Consider the following 17,043-nt stretch of genomic DNA (forward strand, 5'->3'; position numbering starts at 1 on the left):
AAATATAGTCATGAAACTTCTCCTTTCCCTTATTGCTGTACTGAGCTTTTGCATACAAGGCAAAAGTCCATCTACTTCCGTTGTGGCTACCGAAAAAGATCAGTTAAGAACCGGTGCAGAACAAACGGATATGTACGTGCCTTACTTGAAAGGCAAAAAGGTAGCAATTCTTGCTAATCAAACTTCCATTATTGGGAAGACTCATCTGGTGGATAGCCTTCATAGACTGGGCGTTACTATTGTAAAGGTGTTTGGTCCGGAACATGGCTTTCGCGGCAATGCCAGTGCCGGAACAGCCATAGCTGATGAAGCCGATCAGGCTACGGGTATCCCTATCGTATCATTATACGGCAGGAAAAACAAACCTACAAAAGAGGATCTTGCTGATGTAGACCTGCTGATTTATGACCTTCAGGATGTAGGCTGCCGATTTTACACCAATATCAATGCCTTGTCCCGCTTGATGGAGGCGTGTCATGAATACGGCAAGGAACTACTCATTCTTGACAGACCCAATCCTAATGGATATCTGATTGATGGCCCCATACTCGATATGCAATTTAAATCGGGTATTGGCATGTTTCCGCTACCTATGTCCCATGGATTAACGGTTGGTGAATTTGCTCAGATGGCTAATGGGGAAGGCTGGCTGACCAATAAAGTAAAGTGCAAGCTAAAAATCATTGAAGTGGCTAACTACAACCACGATATGCCGTATGATTTGCCGGTAAGTCCGTCGCCCAATTTAAATACCCAACAGGCAGTCATGTTGTATCCGTCTACCTGCCTGTTTGAGGGCACTTACCTTAACCACGGCCGTGGTACATATTTCCCGTTTACGGTACTTGGGAGTCCGGAGTTGAAAGGTAAATATGAATTCTCTTTCACCCCGACCAGCATCAAGGGCATGGCCGAAACGCCGCTTTTTATGAATCAGGTTTGTTACGGCCTTGATTTGCGAAAGTTTGATGTTGAGCAACTGAGAAAAAAGAAACTGATTAATCTGCAATGGCTGATGGAGCTCTACAAAGCTTCTCCCCACAAAGAAAAGTTTTTTGACTCCAGTCTGAGTAAAGAAATGGGGGTGATTGAACGACTTATCGGATCTGCCCAGATCAGGCAGCAGATTATAGATGGCAAATCCGAAAATGAAATCCGCCAAAGTTGGGAACCTGGCCTAAGCGACTATAAAGTAATGCGAAAAAAGTACCTCCTTTACCCTTGATGCTTGTCCGCGGCTGAACCCGACCCAACATGTTACTGATGAGTGAATAAAGCGGCGATGGCGGTGGCTGATTACGGCTTTCTCCCCCGTCCGAAAATCCATTATGGCAACATCCCGGCTCCTGCAATGGTTGGTAAAGTACCCTCTGTTGGAGGAGGGATAGTCTTACCAGTTGAATCAACCTGCCCGAGCCATGCCTGTACCTGCCAACCAAGCTCTCTTTTTTGTGGCCCTCCTGCCGGATGAACGGATTCAGCAGGAAGTGACGGAGTTCAAACAAATAGCGGCGGAGCAGTTCAGCAGCCGACACGCCTTAAAATCACCTCCGCACATTACGATCATCCCCCCGTTTAAGTTGTCGAACGAAGAAGCCACTACCCTGCCCGAAACGATGTCGGTAGCTGCTTCCCGGCTAGCGCCCTTCCCGGTACAGCTTCAGGGATTTGATCACTTTGGGCGGTCCGCCGCGCGGAATAGAGTGATTTTTGTGGATGTGGTAATAGATGAGGCACTGCGGCGCTGCCAGCGGGTGACGGCGGAGGTATTTTATCAGCAATTGAATGTCCAACCCGACGACCGCCCTTTTCACGCCCACATGACCGTGGCCTTCAAGGACCTGCAGCGCCAGGTATTCCGGGATGCCTGGGCTTACTTCTCCCAACTGCCTTACGAAAGAGAATTCACCGTCAACGCTCTTACTCTTTTGAAGCATAACGGGCAGCGGTGGGAAGTTATTTTTAATGCTGAATTAGGAGGATAGCGATTCTATTTCTTACCTAAAATTAAGAAAGGCAGTTCCGTACTATCGTGTACAGAACTGCCTTCCTGATGTTCGCCTGGGAAAGAACCAGGGTAGTTATGTACTATCTGAATTGCTGAATGCTATACGTATCGGATTGTAGTTTGGAAGGGTCGCCCATGGCCGCGCCAATCTCCCCGATGCGCGCGTTGAGCGTAAAAATTTCCTCGTTCACGTAGGTACTGGTGGTGGCCATGGAGTAGCCCGTTTCGTCCGTTCGGACTACCGAGGCGGTCGAGAAGTTGTCGTTGCTCCGGACCAGTGCCACACGGCTGCCGCTGCCCGTCACCACGTACAGGTCGGTAGTACCTACGAGTGTGAGGCCGTCGCCCGGCAGGCTGCTGATGCCTCCTACTTCCGTTACAGCGTTGCCGTTGTTGAGGTCTACTTTGTACAGCTTTCCGGCTCCCGTATTGGCCACGATCAGGTACCCGTTGGGGTGGTACACGATACCATTCAGGCCAAAGGTCGGACTTGAAAAGCGGGCCTCATCGCGTACCAGTACGCTGGCCTGTCCGTCGGCGGTTACCTGGTATATCACCGGAGAAAATGAATCCGTTACGTATACCTTACCGTTGGGGTCAAGGGCCAGGTCATTGGCAAAATGGTTCACACCCGGTAGTAGGTCATCCAGGTCTACCCGCCTTTCCAGCTTGCGGGTGCTGAGATCGAACACCAGCAATTCGGCCGTTTTCCGAACCGTTTGGGGGCTGCTTTTGGTGGAAACTCCGTTGTCGCTGTTGGCTACGAAAATGCGGCCATTGGCTACCTTCACCCCCACTCCACTGATCAGCTCAGGTACCGACAGCAGGTCCTGATACTGACCACTGGGGCTTACGGTACCCAGTTTACCCTGGGTAAGAGAAGTAATGATAAAGCGATCCAATTGAGACGAGTAGGCAATCCCCTCGGGGTACTGCCGCTCCGCCACAAATTCAATGCGTTCAGGAAAGGCCGCGTTCGGGCTGTCGCGATGGTCTTCACAGGCCGTTACACCACATACTGCCGCTACGAACAGCGTACCGGAAATAAATTTTTTCTTCATTGCAATCATTATTTTAATCATTAAAAGTTTTGATCCATAAAAGGATCATACCGGGCCGATTGTATAAGACTCCCGCAGCTCGTTGGGTAATGTCTTCCATCGGAAAAAAAAATCCCATCTATAAACGGCGGTCCAAATAATCTTTTGAACTAGACTAGAATCGGCTGCAAAATGACTTTTAGAGTATACATCTCATTCCGAAGCCAATTTTCCCTTTTGATGAAAAAGTACGTCCAGTTTCTTTCCCGTCCGGTTTGCAAGGGCATCGCGACCCTCCGGGCGCTGCGTCTGCAACGTCCACTTAGTCCGTTCTGCCTCATCTTCTACGGCCTGCTGCACCTCCTGCCTGGGGTTTCCAGCTTAACTTTTGCCCAATCCACCCGTCCCAACATCCTGTTCATCTTTGCCGATGACCTGCGGGCCGACGCGCTGGGCTGCTACGGGAATGGGTACGTCAAGACACCCGTGTTGGATAGTCTGGCCAGAGCCGGAACGCTCTTTACCAATGCTTATATACTGGGAGGGCACCACGGCGCGGTCTGCGCCCCAAGCCGGGCCATGCTCATGAGCGGACAAAGCTACTTTCGGGTGAAAGACAAACTCAAAGGCGTGCATACGCTGCCGATTCACCTCCGGCAGAACGGCTACACTACCTTCCTGACCGGTAAGTGGCACAACGAACCGGAAGTCATAGGCAGGAGTTTTGACCAGGCCCGTAATCTGCTGCTGGGTGGTATGGCCAACCACTTTGAGGTAACTCTCCGCGATCTTAAACCCGATGGTGCCTTCACAGAACCCGTCAAAAAGGGCTTTTCGACGGATATTTTTACCGACACAGCATTGGAGTTCCTGGACCAACATGATGGCCGCAAGCCCTTTTTTGCCTACGTCCCGTACAGCGTACCCCACGACCCGCGCTCACCACTGCCCGCCGACCTGGCCCTATACAATGAGCAGGAAGTACCGTTGCCGCCCAATTTCATGTCGTTGCATCCGTTCAGCTTTGGTAATTCCATGAGCATTCGGGACGAACTGCTGGCTCCCTTTCCGCGGACGCCGGAGGTGATCCGCGCGCAGACTGCCGAGTACTACGCGCTTATCACCCACCTGGACCGCTCCGTGGGCCGACTAATCCGGAAGCTGCGCGAAAAGGGCCTTGATAAGAATACCCTCATTGTATTTACATCGGACAATGGGCTGGCATTGGGAAGCCACGGCCTGCTGGGCAAGCAGAGCGTGTACGAACACTCCATGCACGTACCCCTGATCCTGGCTGGCAAGGGCATCCCGAAGAATAAAAAAACAGAGGCATTTGCCTACCTCTTCGACCTGTTCCCGACACTATGCCAGTACGCAGGTGTTAGCCAGCCTACGGGTATTGACGGAAAAACGCTGCTGCCCATTATTCAGGGCAAGGCGCAGTCAGTCCGGCCCTACATCCTGAACGCCTACATGGACTTCCAGCGGTCGGTGCGGGATGAGCGCTACAAACTAATCCGGTACCCGGCCGTGGACCATACCCTGCTCTTTGACCTGCAGAACGACCCCTACGAGCTGGTGAACCTGGCCCGGAAGCCGGAGCACGCCCGGCGGGTGCAGAAGATGCTGGAAGTAATGCAAACCCAGCAGCAGCTATACGGGGATCACCTCCCTCTGACCGCCGCTGCGGTACTTCCGCTCAGCTGGGACTACCGCACCATTGAGCGCAAGCCTGATCAATGGCAGCCTAAGGAAGTAGTGGAGAAGTACTTTAATGAGCGTTAGGTACAGTACTAAACCGGAAAGTAGGAGCCTCTCTTAGCAGGCCGCATGGAAGTGGGTAGTTTTATTACCCTACATACGCGCCCTCTTCGGTTTGCCGGAGCAGCGACAGCGCCGCCAGGGTGTCCAGGAGCGGATGTACTTTGTCGGCTTTGGTACGCTGGAAGCGTTTGGCTACCTGCTCTATACTCAGCGGCTGACCTGCCTGCTGTACCACGTCCCGGATGGCCTGCATCTGCTGGGCCAGTTCCTTCGGCCATTCCATAGGCCCGGTAATTCCGGCTGGTGTAGTGGCACCCGGTGCGGCGGCACCTGTTGCACCGGCGGGCTTTGTAGTTGCCGTAGCGAGTTCCAGTCCCAGTTGCGGCTGCCCTGGTACTTTGGGGGCCTGGTAGTCCGGACGCAGGTACCTGATGTGCCCCGCCAGTTCTTCGCGGGCGCGCTCGTGGTTGAGGCGCACGAGGCGGTTAAGTACCTCGGCTTCGGGCAGGTCGGTGGGCCAGCCGTAGGCTTCGGCCACGGCGGCGTCCAGTTGCTGGTGCAGGCTGAGTACTACCGAGGCCAGGCCCTGCTGGTGGGTAGTTTGTTCTTTGGCGGTAAGGGGCTCCCCGGTTTTCAGCTTTTCTACCACGTTGTACAGGTCGGTGAGCGTCAGCGTGGGGTACTGCGCATGCTGGCGTTTGCGGTGGAGGTCCAGTTGCTCAGCCAGTTGCCGGATGCGCTCCTGCTGCTCCGGGGTGGCGTCGGGAAAGGGGAAGGTTTGGAAACAACGGGAGCTATTATATCTTGGAGTGTTACCCCCCAAATCCCCTCCTGTTGCCAAGGCCCAAACGACATGAAAGCTGCTTGAAAGTATTCCTAAATATTGTGCATCGTCCAAAGCAATAGCCACCAGCATATGGTCAGGAGTAATATCCGTGTCCAGGAACTGGAACAAACGATGCTTAGCCGTTTCTGGTGTAGCTATGTAACGGGAAAGACATTGTATAGCGCTTCGCAGACCTTTTCTTGTTTCTCCAAATTCCCACCATATTTCTTTCAGTTTCTTGCGGTTATTTTGGTCTCGCTCTGGCTTTACGTATGTATAAACGTGCTGGTATAATTCAGGAAATCCTGTTATGACTTGGGTTTCATTTAACCCAAATAAATCAATCAGGAATACGCCACGGGGCCGGGAAGTTAAGTCCTTTCCGTTGCGATAAGGGCGGATGCGGGCATCAATTTTTGGATTAGTACCCAGGCCAAGTTTTCTGGCTTCTTCTAATGTCACGATAAATCCAGAACCAGCCAGCATCATACCATTGCTGGTAATTCCCATGTTGGCTTTGAGCGCATAAGTTCCGGCAACATCGGCTCCGACCGTAAAATCTGTGTTGATAGTTCCGCCCCTTTCAGCAAGCTCTACTTCGTATGCATCATCGTCGTTTGTTGCCACCTCGTGAGTAACCGTTGCCAAAGTTCCTGTGTGTGTACCCGCCCGCGCTACACTCATGGCAATTCGTACTGCCGCCCCCTGAGCGCTGTCTACCCACGGGTGGTCAGGAATGGCAAAGGTGAGAGACAAGGGAGGTTCCGCCTCCAGATGACGTTGAATGAGGCGTCGATTGAAGGTTTGCGTGATTGAATTGGTCGTAATAAAGCCAAACGTTTCGGCTTTTCCCTGTCGGACAATTTCAGCCGCTTTTTCCCACCAGTACATAACCAAATCAGCCGATTCAGGTACCACATTTTTATACGTTTTCCGTAAAGCTTCCACGTAGGCGTCACCCAATGCGCCCCTCATAGCCTTATCTCCAACAAAGGGCGGATTACCAATAATAAAATCTGCTTTCGGCCATTCGGTCGGTTTAGCATTCAGAAACCCTTCGTCATAGGTAAGTACCGCGTCCTGCTGCCGGATGTTCTCGTACTCGTCGAGCAGGGGTTCGCGCAGTTCGCTGGCTCCGTTGGTACGCAGGTGCCACTGCAGGTACCCTATCTTAAGTACCACGTCGGCAATGGCCGCGGCGCGGGGGTTCAGTTCCAGTCCCAGCAGCTGGCGCGGGCTTACGGTAGTACCACCGCCCAGGTCTAACACGGCCGTTTGTCCGTAGCTGTTGATGGCCGCCAAGACTTCACCTTCCAGCCGTTTGAGGTGTTCGAGCGTTACGTACAGGAAGTTACCCGAGCCGCAGGCCGGGTCCAGAATCCGGATGGAGGTAAGGCGGTTCAGGAAGCGTACCAGCTCGTCCCGGGCTTTTTTGGGTTTATCTTCGTCCAGAAGGCGGGCCGCGGCGGCCTGGGCGGCGGCCCATTCCTGACGCAGCGGCTCCAGCACAGTAGGTAGTACCAGTCGCTCCACGTAGCGGCGCGGGGTATAGTGGGCACCCAGCTTGTGGCGCTCGCGGGGGTCGAGGGCGCGTTCCAGCAGGGTGCCAAATATGGCGGGCTCTACGGTAGTCCAGTCGGCTTTGGCGGCTTCCAGCAGCAGCTCTATCTGGTCGGCAGTCAGGGGCAGGGCCGTGGCATCGTGAAACAGCTTTCCGTTGAACCGCCGCAGGCGGGCTTTCAGGTCGGGCGAAAAGCCTCCGGCATCCATGGTATGCCACAGGCTCTGCAGGGCATCGGGCAGGTACTCACGCAGGTCGTCGCCCGCGTACTTCTGCAATAGTCCCAGAAATGATTTTTCGGGAATGAGCCCTACATCCTCAGCAAACATGGTAAACAGGCAGCGCATCAGAAACTGGGCTACCAGGTCAGGCGCGTGTCCCGCCCGCTCCAGTTGGGCCGACAAGTTGGCGAGGTAGCCCGCCAGCTCCCGCGTAACCCGGGCCGACCGACGACTGGGGTCCAGTTCGCGGGGGTCCGTAAATATCTGCCGCAGGAGGTTTCGCGTTTCCTCCCCGGCCAGGCTGTTCAGGGAGAGGCGGTAGCGGGTCTGGTCCGGAAACGGTACGTAGGTGTCACCCACGCCGGTGAAGTTGGTGTACAGGTCAATACAATAGCCCACGTCGGCCACCAGCACAAACACCGGCCGGGGTTCGGTGGCGGGCAGGGCGCGTACGTACCCCAGCGCCTGCTGACGCGCCGCCTGCATCATTTGCTCCCATTTGACGGTGCCCCGTACGGCGTGGCCTTTGCGGCGTTTTTCGGGGTCAAGCCCCAGTTCGGCCCGGTCAGCCGCCTTTTGCTGGTCGGGGGTATCGCCCGTGGACCGTCCCTGCTTGGTTTCCAATATAAAGCAGCCCCGTTTGTAAAGGTCTATACGTCCGATACTCTTCCTGGACCCATTTACAAACTCTACCGCCCGCTCCAGTACGTAGGCATCATTAGCGGGGTTGTCGGTAGTGGGGTCCGGGTGGGGTACCCCTATCAGGTCACAAAGATCCTGTAAAAAAAGGCCATAGTTGGCGCGTTCGGCGCCGCCGGCGGTTTTCCAGCGGTTTTCAAAGTCAGTAAAATTCACAGGTAGAGTCTACTTAATGGCAGTGAACAGGGAATTTTTAAATCTAACCAAAATCTATTGAATTTTCAGGTGCGATTCATCCTATTGTCCATTTTGATAGAAAATAGGTACTGGGTATGCCCGCCGATGGAGGCGCGGGCGGGTTTTGGTTTTATCAGAAAGCCCTGCTAATGATGGGTAGTTATCCGTATATTTGGAAGTATAAACGCTGCTACTGTTGTTTTCAAGGATCGAATGCCTGATGAAAAAACTACCAGTGCCTGTACGACGTATTCATATAGAAAAAAGTAGACTATGACTTTACAGACAATAAACATCGACCTGCCTTCCGATATTCTTTTGACTTTAAATGAATCGGAAAATGAGCTTAAGAAACGGATAAAAGTTTCCTTAGCTACTCAACTTTACGTCCAACAAAAAGTTACTATCGGAAAAGCTGCACAGATCGCCGAAATGTCACGGTTTCAGTTTGAGTCCTTTCTTTCAGAGAGCAAAATCCCAATTTCTACTTTGGATTTGGAAGACATCCTGGGGGACATTGAAAAGCTAAAATAAATGAAAAACGGATTAGTCATTGCAGATTCGGGACCAATATTCTCATTAGCTATCATCGACAAATTAGAGATTCTGGATGCCTTGTTTGATACCATCTTTATTCCCAATGCCGTTTGGGAAGAACTGACAAAAGATAAGACTACGGACCATTATCAGAGAATTGCGGTTTATTTTGAGGGCAAGGTTAAGTTGATATCATCATTCAATGAGCTTACGTTTGTAATGGATTATGGTGAATCAGAATCAGTGATTTTATATAAAGAGCTGAATGCTGATTTCTTGTTAATTGATGATAAAAAAGCAAGAGCCATTGCTGAAAATTTCAATATACAATGTATAGGAACCATAGGAATTCTCTCCACTGCAAGAGAAAAGGGAATGATTGCGGAATTGAAACCACTATTCAAGTCTTTCATAAAAAGCAACAGATTTTACTCCCTGAAATTGTTGAATGCTATTTTGAAGAAGCATAATGAAGAAGAAATAGAAAACGAGGTATAACACGGTGTATCGACCATTTCCGAGCCCTTTGGGGGCAGAAGGTACTTTTTGTCGTCAATAGATCAAAAGTGGAAAATTAATACAATATGAATAGAAGAAACTTTGTAAAACTGGGCGCTCTGGGAGCAGCCGCTGGGGTAACGGTGGTTCCGTCCAGAGTGATCGGAAAATCGCTGGGCCACGTGGCTCCCAGCGATAAAGTAAATCTGGCGTGTATCGGAATCGGGAACAGAGGAGCCGAAATTACCAAAGCACTGCACGCCACGGGGCTGGCCAACATCGTGGCTTTCTGTGATGTGGACATGGGCGCGCCGCAAACCCTTGATGTACTGAAGATGTTGCCGGATGTACCCCGTTTTCAGGACTTCCGCGTGATGTTCGATAAAATGGGTAGCCAGATTGATGCCGTAAGTGTAGGGGTGCCTGACTTTGCCCACTTCCCCATTACCATGCTGGCCATGTCGCTGGGTAAACACGTGTACGTGGAAAAACCCATGGCCCGGACTTTCCAGGAGGTGGAGCTGATGATGAAGGGTGCCGAAAAATACAAGGTAGCCACGCAGATGGGAAATCAGGGGCATTCGGAGGCCAACTATTTTCAGTTCAAAGCCTGGAAGGATGCCGGCATTATTAAGGATGTAACAGCCATTACCGCCCACATGAACAGCCGCCGCCGCTGGCACGACTGGGACCCAAAAATGACGAGTTTTCCCAAAGGCGAACCCATACCAAAGTCACTGGATTGGGATACCTGGCTGATGACCGCTCAGAACCACGACTACCAGAAAGACTTTGTGAACGGACAGTGGCGCTGCTGGTACGACTTCGGGATGGGGACACTGGGCGACTGGGGCGCGCATATCATCGATACCGCCCATGAGTTTCTGGACCTGGGCTTACCCAACGAAATAACCCCCGTAATGCTGGACGGGCATAATCCGTTTTTCTTCCCGATGTCCACTACGCTCTCCTTTAAATTTCCGAAACGGGGTAGTATGCCACCGGTGGAGATTACCTGGAAGGATGGCCTGAACAATATTCCGGCCGTGCCTAAGGGTTACGGCGTTTCCGAACTGGACCCCAACATTCCCCCGCCCAGCAACGGACAAATGCAACCGGCCAAATTGAACCCGGGCAAGATCATTTATAGCAAAGACCTGACCTTTAAGGGAGGTTCGCACGGAAGTACTTTATCCATTATTCCGGAGGACAAAGCCAAAGATATGGCCTCGAAGCTACCCGTGGTGCCAGCGAGCCCCTCCAACCACTTCGCCAATTTCCTTAAAGCCTGCAAAGGCGAGGAAAAGGCCCGGTCGTCGTTTGCCATAGCCGGGCCGCTGAGCCAGGTATTCGCCCTGGGCGTACTGGCCCAGCGACTCAATACCCGGCTCGAGTTTGACCGGAAAACCAAGCGGATCACCAACCATCCCCTGGCCAATTTCCTGCTCGCAGGAGCCGCCCCGCGGAAAGGCTGGGAGCAGTACTATTTGCTATAACGGCATGGGGTAAAAGCATAAAAAGTCACCCCGGATCTGGTACGAAAGTAGTAGCTGGGGTGACTTTTTTATTTGATTGATTTCCCCCAGTACCGGGTATGCACAGACGAATAATCACTAGGCCGTTCCTGCCATTCGTAGACAATTCATTGTTCAGGCGTACCTTAGCAATCAACTCTATTCGACAAGAGTTTTTATGTCCTGCTTCCTATGACGTAAGCAGGTAAACCGGTCAGGAGATCCGCCCCACAATCTGCTTTTATTGCTACACCGGCTGAGTGCCGATTACTATTAACTATTTAAAAAGTATGAAAAAAATACTCATAGTAGCCATTACCATTGGCCTGATGACCGTATCCTCAGCCTTTGCCCAGAAAGGTAAAGCCCTTTTTCCCGACAAAGCCGGTGATCCTAAGCTGGGTATGGTATCCTACACCTACCGGCACAGTTTTCAGAAAGATGTAGCCGCTACCCTGGACACCATCAAAGCCCTGGGAATAACCAACATGGAGTTCTCGAACCTGTTTGGCCGGACAGCCAAGGACATCCGGGCCATGCTGGACGAGCGCGGGATGCGCTGTACTTCCTTTGGCGTAGGTTACCCGGATCTGGAAAATAAAATAGACCAGGTAGCCGCCAACGCCAAGACCCTGGGTGCGGAGTTTGTGCGGGTAGCCTGGATTCCCCACAAAGGCGATTTTACGCTGGATATGGCGAAGAAAACGGTCGAGGATTTTAATCGCTTCGGCAAAACCCTCAAAGACGAGCACGGCCTCACCTTCTGCTACCACAACCACGGCTTCGAGTTTCAGCCCGTACCGACCGAGGTAGCTTCTGAAGTAAAGGGTAAGGACGTGACGCTGTTTGACTACATCGTACAAAAAACGGACCCCAATAACGTAAGCTTTGAGATGGATATTCTATGGACCTTCTTTCCCGGTAAGAACCCGGCCGAAATCCTGAAACGCTATCCCAATCGCTTCAAGCTCATGCACGTGAAAGACCTGAAGAAAGGGGTGCAGGGTAACATGTCCGGCGGTACTCCGGTCGAAAACGACGTAGCCCTCGGTACCGGTCAGCTGGACCTGCCCACGATCATGAAAGCGGCCGACAAGAGTAGCATCAAGTACTACTACATCGAAGACGAAAGTCCGAACATTTCCCGTCAGGTACCCATCAGCATTGCATTCCTGCGGAATTTGAGAATGTAGTTAGTGTAGTGAAGAGTGAAAAGTTAATAATGAAAACAATTGATCCGTAGAGACGCAAAATATTGCGTCTCTCTTTTTTTTGGTTAGCTTACAGCCTAAAGCATACAGCCTACAGCATGAAAATCAGAGCCATTATTACGGGAGCGACCGGCATGGTTGGTAAGGGAGTACTGCTGGAGTGCCTGGACGACCCGCGGGTGGAGTCGGTACTGCTGGTAAATCGGCAATTGCTAGAGATGACACACCCAAAATTGCGGGAGGTATTGGTGAAGGATTTCTTTGAGCTATCAGCCATTGAAGCAGACTTAACCGGCTACAACGCCTGCTACTTTTGTCTGGGGGTATCGTCGGCCGGTATGTCCGAGGCGGCCTACAGCCGCACTACCCACGACCTTACGCTGCACTTTGCCACTACGCTACTGACCCATTCTCCTGACCTCACTTTCTGCTACGTTTCGGGAGCGGGTACCGACAGCAGTACTCAGGGGAGTTCCATGTGGGCACGCGTCAAAGGTCACACCGAAAATAGGCTGCTCGCCCTACCCTTTCGGGCGGTGTATATGTTCCGGCCCGCTTTTATCCAGCCCCAGCGGGGTATCCGCTCTAAAACCCGGCTTTACAATCTTCTGTACATGGTGCTGGCGCCGCTCCAACCGCTCATCAGCAAGTACCCCAGGTATTATACCACCACCAGCCGCATGGGCCAGGCTATGATTAACGTTGCCCTGAACGGCTACTCCAAAAAGGTACTTGAAAGCGAGGATATTAACAAAACCTCCGGGGAGGTAAGTAATAATTAAAGAGGTATAATCAGTAGTGTACGAAGGAATTATTTTTGGTGCAAAAGCGGCCCCAGAGGCAGACAAACCTTAGTAGCAGATTAGTAATCACAGGCAATTTGAGCCACGTAGACGGTCGGCCGTTGCCGGGTGACACCTATTTATTACATGTTCCGCTCCTACGGAGCTAAAATCTTCATTTTCAAATCATTTCTACTAAAGTACCGCCCCTACGGGGCTAAACTTAAATTCCTTCATACACTACTAATTCTTAATTCTTAATTAATCAAAGCGGTACCGTCAGAATGGGAATACGGCCTTTTTTGACCAGTTCCAGGGCGGTGTTTTCGGAGAAGGCATTGTACAGAAAACCGTGGTCGTGGGTACCTATGACCACCAAATCTATCTCCAGCTTCTGAGCCTCCGCCAGGATCATCTTTACGGTGGGGCCCTGAATCAGCAGTGCCTCGGCTTCGATGCCCCGGTCCCGCAAATTGCGGCAATACTCGCCCAGGTACCTATGCTCATCGCGCAGGTCCTCCGCCCGGATGTCGCGAATGTACTGCGGCCCTACTCCATAACCCACAAAGTCGGGTTCGGCGGCGGTGACGTGTACAATCCAGACTCTAGCCCGAAGCTTTTCGGCCAGTTCGGCCGCCATCCGGACCAATTCCCGGCTTTCGGTATCGATATCAACGGCAACCAGTATGTTTTTCATGTTATGGGTCAGTTATGGTTAAATTAGCTGTTTTTCAACCAGTATATTACTATCCGTTTACATCTTTCCCCATTAAGTACTTTATAAAATTTATTTGGCTAATTACTAGTACAAACTACCCTAATCTCAGTACTTATTCCTAAATTATACTTCAATAATCACATTTTGTTCCAATTGTTTGTACAGATAGTCCGGTGAGGCTTCCGGATGCTCCCCGCCCACCCTATTTTTAAACCCCATTCCAATAACCTATGGACCAGAAAACATCTACCGAGAGTAATACGACCCGCCGCAGCTTCCTGAAAAGCTCTTCCCTGGCGGCGACCAGTTTCTTTATTGTACCCCGGCATGTACTGGGGAAGGGCTTTGTAGCCCCTAGCGATAAACTCAACATTGCGGGTATTGGCGTGGGTGGTAAAGGCAAAAGCGACCTGGCAGCCTTTGCCAAAAGTCCCCATGTTAACATCGTAGCCCTCTGCGACGTGGACGACCGGAGAGCGGCCGACTCCCGCACTGCCTTTCCCAAGGCCCCCTACTACCGCGATTTCCGGGAGATGCTGGCCAAAGAAAAGAACAACATCGACGCCTGCTCCATCTCTACCCCCGACAATACCCACGCCGTAGCGACCCTGGCCGCTATGCAGTTGGGCAAGCACGTTTATACTCAGAAACCGCTGACCCACGACATCTACGAAGCGCGTATGCTGGGACAGGCCGCCAAGAAGTACAAGGTAGTGACCCAAATGGGTAACCAGGGCGGCTCCGGCAACGGGGTGCGGCGCATGAAGGAAATCTATAATAGCGGCATCATCGGGGATGTAAACAAGGTACTTTGCTGGACCAACCGTCCCGTATGGCCGCAGGCGGTACCTACCGATAAAACCTACGAAGTACCCAAGGAACTGGACTTTGACCTGTGGCTCGGCCCCGCGCCGAAGGTACCTTACAACGAAGCCTACCTGCCCTGGAACTGGCGGGGCTGGTGGCCCTACGGTACCGGTGCCCTGGGCGATATGGCCTGCCATATCATGGACCCCGTGTTCCGGATTCTGCCCATCGACTACCCTAAATCCGTAGAGTGCAGCGTGGGAGGTACCTGGACCTTTACTCTACGCGAGCAGGATCACAACCCCGACTGGACGCCTTTTACTACTTCCATCCACCTCGACTACCCCCGCCAGGACAACAAAGGAAACATCAAAGTGAGCTGGTATGATGGGGGTATTTTGCCCGAACTACCCGAAGAACTAAATCCGGGTGAGGCTTTTGGTAATCCGGATGGAGGGGTACTTTTTATTGGTTCCAAAGGAAAACTGATGGCCGACTGCTACGGGGCCAATCCGCGCCTGCTTCCGCTCAAAAACAACGAAGGACTCAATATACCCGAAACCATTGCCCGGGTTCCCGACGAAAACCATTACCTGCAATGGGTCAATGCCTGCATAGCCGGCCACGGCAAAGGTGTTACCAGCTCACCGTTTGAGTACGCGGCTCCCTTTACCGAGAGCATCCTGATCGGGAACCTGGCGTTGCGCAGCTGGATGTTGCGGGATAACCCAACCGCTAAGCGCCCCAGCGACCGGTACAATGGTCGTAAGAAACTGTACTATGATGCCCCTAACATGCGGATCACGAACTTCGAACCAGCCAACCAGTACGTGAAGCGCGAGTACCGTCCCGGCTGGAACCTGGTCGTGTAGGTACTGGTACATATTGAGATTTCTAAGACCTTTAAAAAATAAGCGGGCTACCCAAAAGGGTAGCCCGCTCTGCAAAAGGCTTATTGAAAAATCAGAATCCACTAACGTTGAGACGGCCACCCGTTACACACTTACCTGAAAGGGATGCCGTAGGAACAGCGGCGTTTAAGATGTCAGCTTTCAGATTAGCGCCTCGGTTGGTACTTGCTGCTGCCCGTAGGACGGCACCACCCGTAACGTGGGGAGTAGCCATAGAGGTACCACTGTAAGTACCGTAGGTAGCCGGAGGCAGGGTCGAATAGATGCTTGAACCGGGTGCGCCCAGATCAACCGTGGTAGCGCCATAGTTAGAGAAACCGGACTTCGCACCCGTGTTGGTGATGGAGGCCACGGCAATAACGTTGGCACTGGTATAGTTAGAAGGATAATTGGCCGTTACATCGTTGTCATCGCCTACTCCGTCACTACCTCCATTGCCAGCGGCTGCAATAAACAGGATGCTCTGAGCATTGGCCCGATCAATAGCGTCCTTTAAAGCCTGCGAAAAGCCACCGCCGCCCCAGGAGTTGTTGCTGGCAATCAGATCAATCCCATGGCGAATTTTCAGGTCGGTTAAATAGTCAACGGCTTTGATGGCGCTGGTAGTGGTACCACCGCGGCGGCCCAGAAATTTACAGGAAATCATTTTTACCTGCCAGCTTACTCCGGCTACTCCGGTGCCGTTACCGCCTAAGCCCCCGATAGTGCCGGCTACGTGCGTACCGTGCTTATCAAGAGACCCCTTGTTTCCACCGTCATAGACCGAGTTATTATTACCATCAAAGTCCCAGCCATTAATGTCATCTACGTAGCCATTGCCATCATTGTCTCTGCCGTCTACGGGATCAAAAGGATTCACCCACATATTTGCTTTCAGATCGGGATGTTCCACCTGAACCCCTTCGTCGATAATCCCGACAATGACCGTATTTGAACCGGTTCTACCTGCTGCCCAGGCTTCACCAGCCTGGCTGCCAAACTGATTGGCGGGGCTGGTAGCATCACCGTACATTCCCCACAGCGATCCGTTAGTGTAAGAAGGGTCGTTGGAAACCGCATCATAGGTATAAATGTAGTTGGGCTCGGCGTACTCAATTTCGGGTAGCCCCTTTAGCCTTGCCATGGCATCCAGTACTGCAGCCGGAGTCCTAACCACTACTATTCCCTCCCGGTCGCCGGTTCTTTCCATCATTCTGGTCAGGACACGCTCCGAAATAATACCACTAACCCTGGCCAGCGCCTCGGCCTTCCTTGAGTTGTCAAGTCCGGCCTTGAACTTCACAATCAGCTCGTTGGGCACGTACTCGTCCACGGCCACCCGGGCCGAAGTGGCAGGACTACCCTCCTGCGGGGTTTCGGTAAATTCTACCTCCTTCATACAACCCGTGACCAGCAAGGCCACCGATAAACAAGCCACTGCCGTGGTCATTTTCATACTTCTGTAATTTGTTTTCATACGATGTTATTTTAGGTGCATAAGACCGAAATTTAGCCATTTGCCCGAGCTTTAAGTTACCGTTCACGAAGTACCCGGCTACTAATCTTTTACCGGGTTTGCCCCTGTCTTTTCCGCTACTTTTTATTATTTGTAACCCCTCCTCTGTTTTTAGAAAAAGAATATTTTTTATATTAGATTATGTTTTGGAAACTAATTTGGCATTCTATTTAGGAATATGGTTGCAAAAGCGATTTGTATCATGGCCTCAGAAGATTCTACGGTTTTCTCATAATCCTTAGCCAGTCGGCGTCTGAAATTGAGCCATCCAAAT

Annotated in this window: 14 protein-coding genes; 9 read left to right on the plus strand and 5 right to left on the minus strand. The window is 51.9% G+C overall.

Annotated features, from left to right (window positions below; genetic code table 11):
* Nucleotides 1-10: 10 nt before the first annotated feature.
* Together VGN67_RS18750 and VGN67_RS18755 are read left to right on the plus strand one after the other, a co-directional pair.
* On the plus strand, nucleotides 11-1,225 hold the full coding sequence (locus VGN67_RS18750; protein ID WP_327488393.1) for a DUF1343 domain-containing protein: 1,215 nt from the start codon (nucleotides 11-13) through the stop codon (nucleotides 1,223-1,225).
* 193 nt (nucleotides 1,226-1,418) lie between these two features.
* Nucleotides 1,419-1,985 (plus strand): 2'-5' RNA ligase family protein, encoded by a 567-nt coding sequence (locus VGN67_RS18755; protein ID WP_327488394.1) that lies wholly within the window; start codon nucleotides 1,419-1,421, stop codon nucleotides 1,983-1,985.
* A 103-nt stretch (nucleotides 1,986-2,088) separates the two neighbouring features.
* Here the strand turns inward: VGN67_RS18755 and VGN67_RS18760 are convergent, their stop codons facing one another.
* Nucleotides 2,089-3,069: an SMP-30/gluconolactonase/LRE family protein gene (locus tag VGN67_RS18760; RefSeq protein WP_327488395.1), complete on the minus strand. Its 981-nt coding sequence runs from the start codon at nucleotides 3,067-3,069 to the stop codon at nucleotides 2,089-2,091.
* Between the two features lie 219 nt (nucleotides 3,070-3,288).
* Between VGN67_RS18760 and VGN67_RS18765 the strand changes: the two genes are divergently transcribed.
* Entirely contained in the window at nucleotides 3,289-4,833 is a 1,545-nt protein-coding gene (locus VGN67_RS18765) for a sulfatase-like hydrolase/transferase (protein WP_327488396.1), read from the plus strand.
* A 64-nt stretch (nucleotides 4,834-4,897) separates the two neighbouring features.
* On the opposite strand, the gene VGN67_RS18770 is transcribed toward VGN67_RS18765, so the two are convergent.
* Nucleotides 4,898-8,275, minus strand: coding sequence for a class I SAM-dependent DNA methyltransferase (locus VGN67_RS18770; protein ID WP_327488398.1), 3,378 nt, complete (start codon nucleotides 8,273-8,275; stop codon nucleotides 4,898-4,900).
* 294 nt (nucleotides 8,276-8,569) lie between these two features.
* Between VGN67_RS18770 and VGN67_RS18775 the strand changes: the two genes are divergently transcribed.
* From VGN67_RS18775 to VGN67_RS18795, 5 genes are all read left to right on the plus strand, one after another.
* A complete protein-coding gene (locus VGN67_RS18775; protein WP_327488399.1) occupies nucleotides 8,570-8,830 on the plus strand; it encodes a UPF0175 family protein in 261 nt (86 codons plus the stop codon).
* A complete protein-coding gene (locus VGN67_RS18780) occupies nucleotides 8,831-9,331 on the plus strand; it encodes a DUF3368 domain-containing protein (protein WP_327488400.1) in 501 nt (166 codons plus the stop codon).
* 86 nt (nucleotides 9,332-9,417) lie between these two features.
* A complete protein-coding gene (locus VGN67_RS18785) occupies nucleotides 9,418-10,827 on the plus strand; it encodes a Gfo/Idh/MocA family oxidoreductase (protein ID WP_327488401.1) in 1,410 nt (469 codons plus the stop codon).
* Nucleotides 10,828-11,135: 308 nt separating this feature from the next.
* A complete protein-coding gene (locus VGN67_RS18790; RefSeq protein ID WP_327488402.1) occupies nucleotides 11,136-12,038 on the plus strand; it encodes a sugar phosphate isomerase/epimerase family protein in 903 nt (300 codons plus the stop codon).
* Nucleotides 12,039-12,154: 116 nt separating this feature from the next.
* Entirely contained in the window at nucleotides 12,155-12,838 is a 684-nt protein-coding gene (locus tag VGN67_RS18795) for an epimerase (RefSeq protein ID WP_327488403.1), read from the plus strand.
* A 265-nt stretch (nucleotides 12,839-13,103) separates the two neighbouring features.
* Here VGN67_RS18795 and VGN67_RS18800 read toward each other — a convergent pair whose 3' ends face one another.
* Nucleotides 13,104-13,535 carry a universal stress protein gene (locus VGN67_RS18800; protein ID WP_327488405.1) on the minus strand — a complete coding sequence of 144 codons (432 nt, stop codon included), beginning with the start codon at nucleotides 13,533-13,535 and terminating at the stop codon, nucleotides 13,104-13,106.
* 251 nt (nucleotides 13,536-13,786) lie between these two features.
* Between VGN67_RS18800 and VGN67_RS18805 the strand changes: the two genes are divergently transcribed.
* Entirely contained in the window at nucleotides 13,787-15,235 is a 1,449-nt protein-coding gene (locus tag VGN67_RS18805) for a Gfo/Idh/MocA family oxidoreductase (protein ID WP_327488406.1), read from the plus strand.
* Nucleotides 15,236-15,326: 91 nt separating this feature from the next.
* On the opposite strand, the gene VGN67_RS18810 is transcribed toward VGN67_RS18805, so the two are convergent.
* Nucleotides 15,327-16,730 carry a S8 family serine peptidase gene (locus tag VGN67_RS18810; protein WP_327488407.1) on the minus strand — a complete coding sequence of 468 codons (1,404 nt, stop codon included), beginning with the start codon at nucleotides 16,728-16,730 and terminating at the stop codon, nucleotides 15,327-15,329.
* Between the two features lie 192 nt (nucleotides 16,731-16,922).
* A partial coding sequence (locus tag VGN67_RS24580; RefSeq protein WP_414717289.1) for a transposase occupies nucleotides 16,923-17,043 on the minus strand: 121 nt, incomplete at its 5' end.

This window comes from Telluribacter sp., from assembly GCF_035998675.1.
Lineage (GTDB): Bacteria > Bacteroidota > Bacteroidia > Cytophagales > Spirosomataceae > Telluribacter.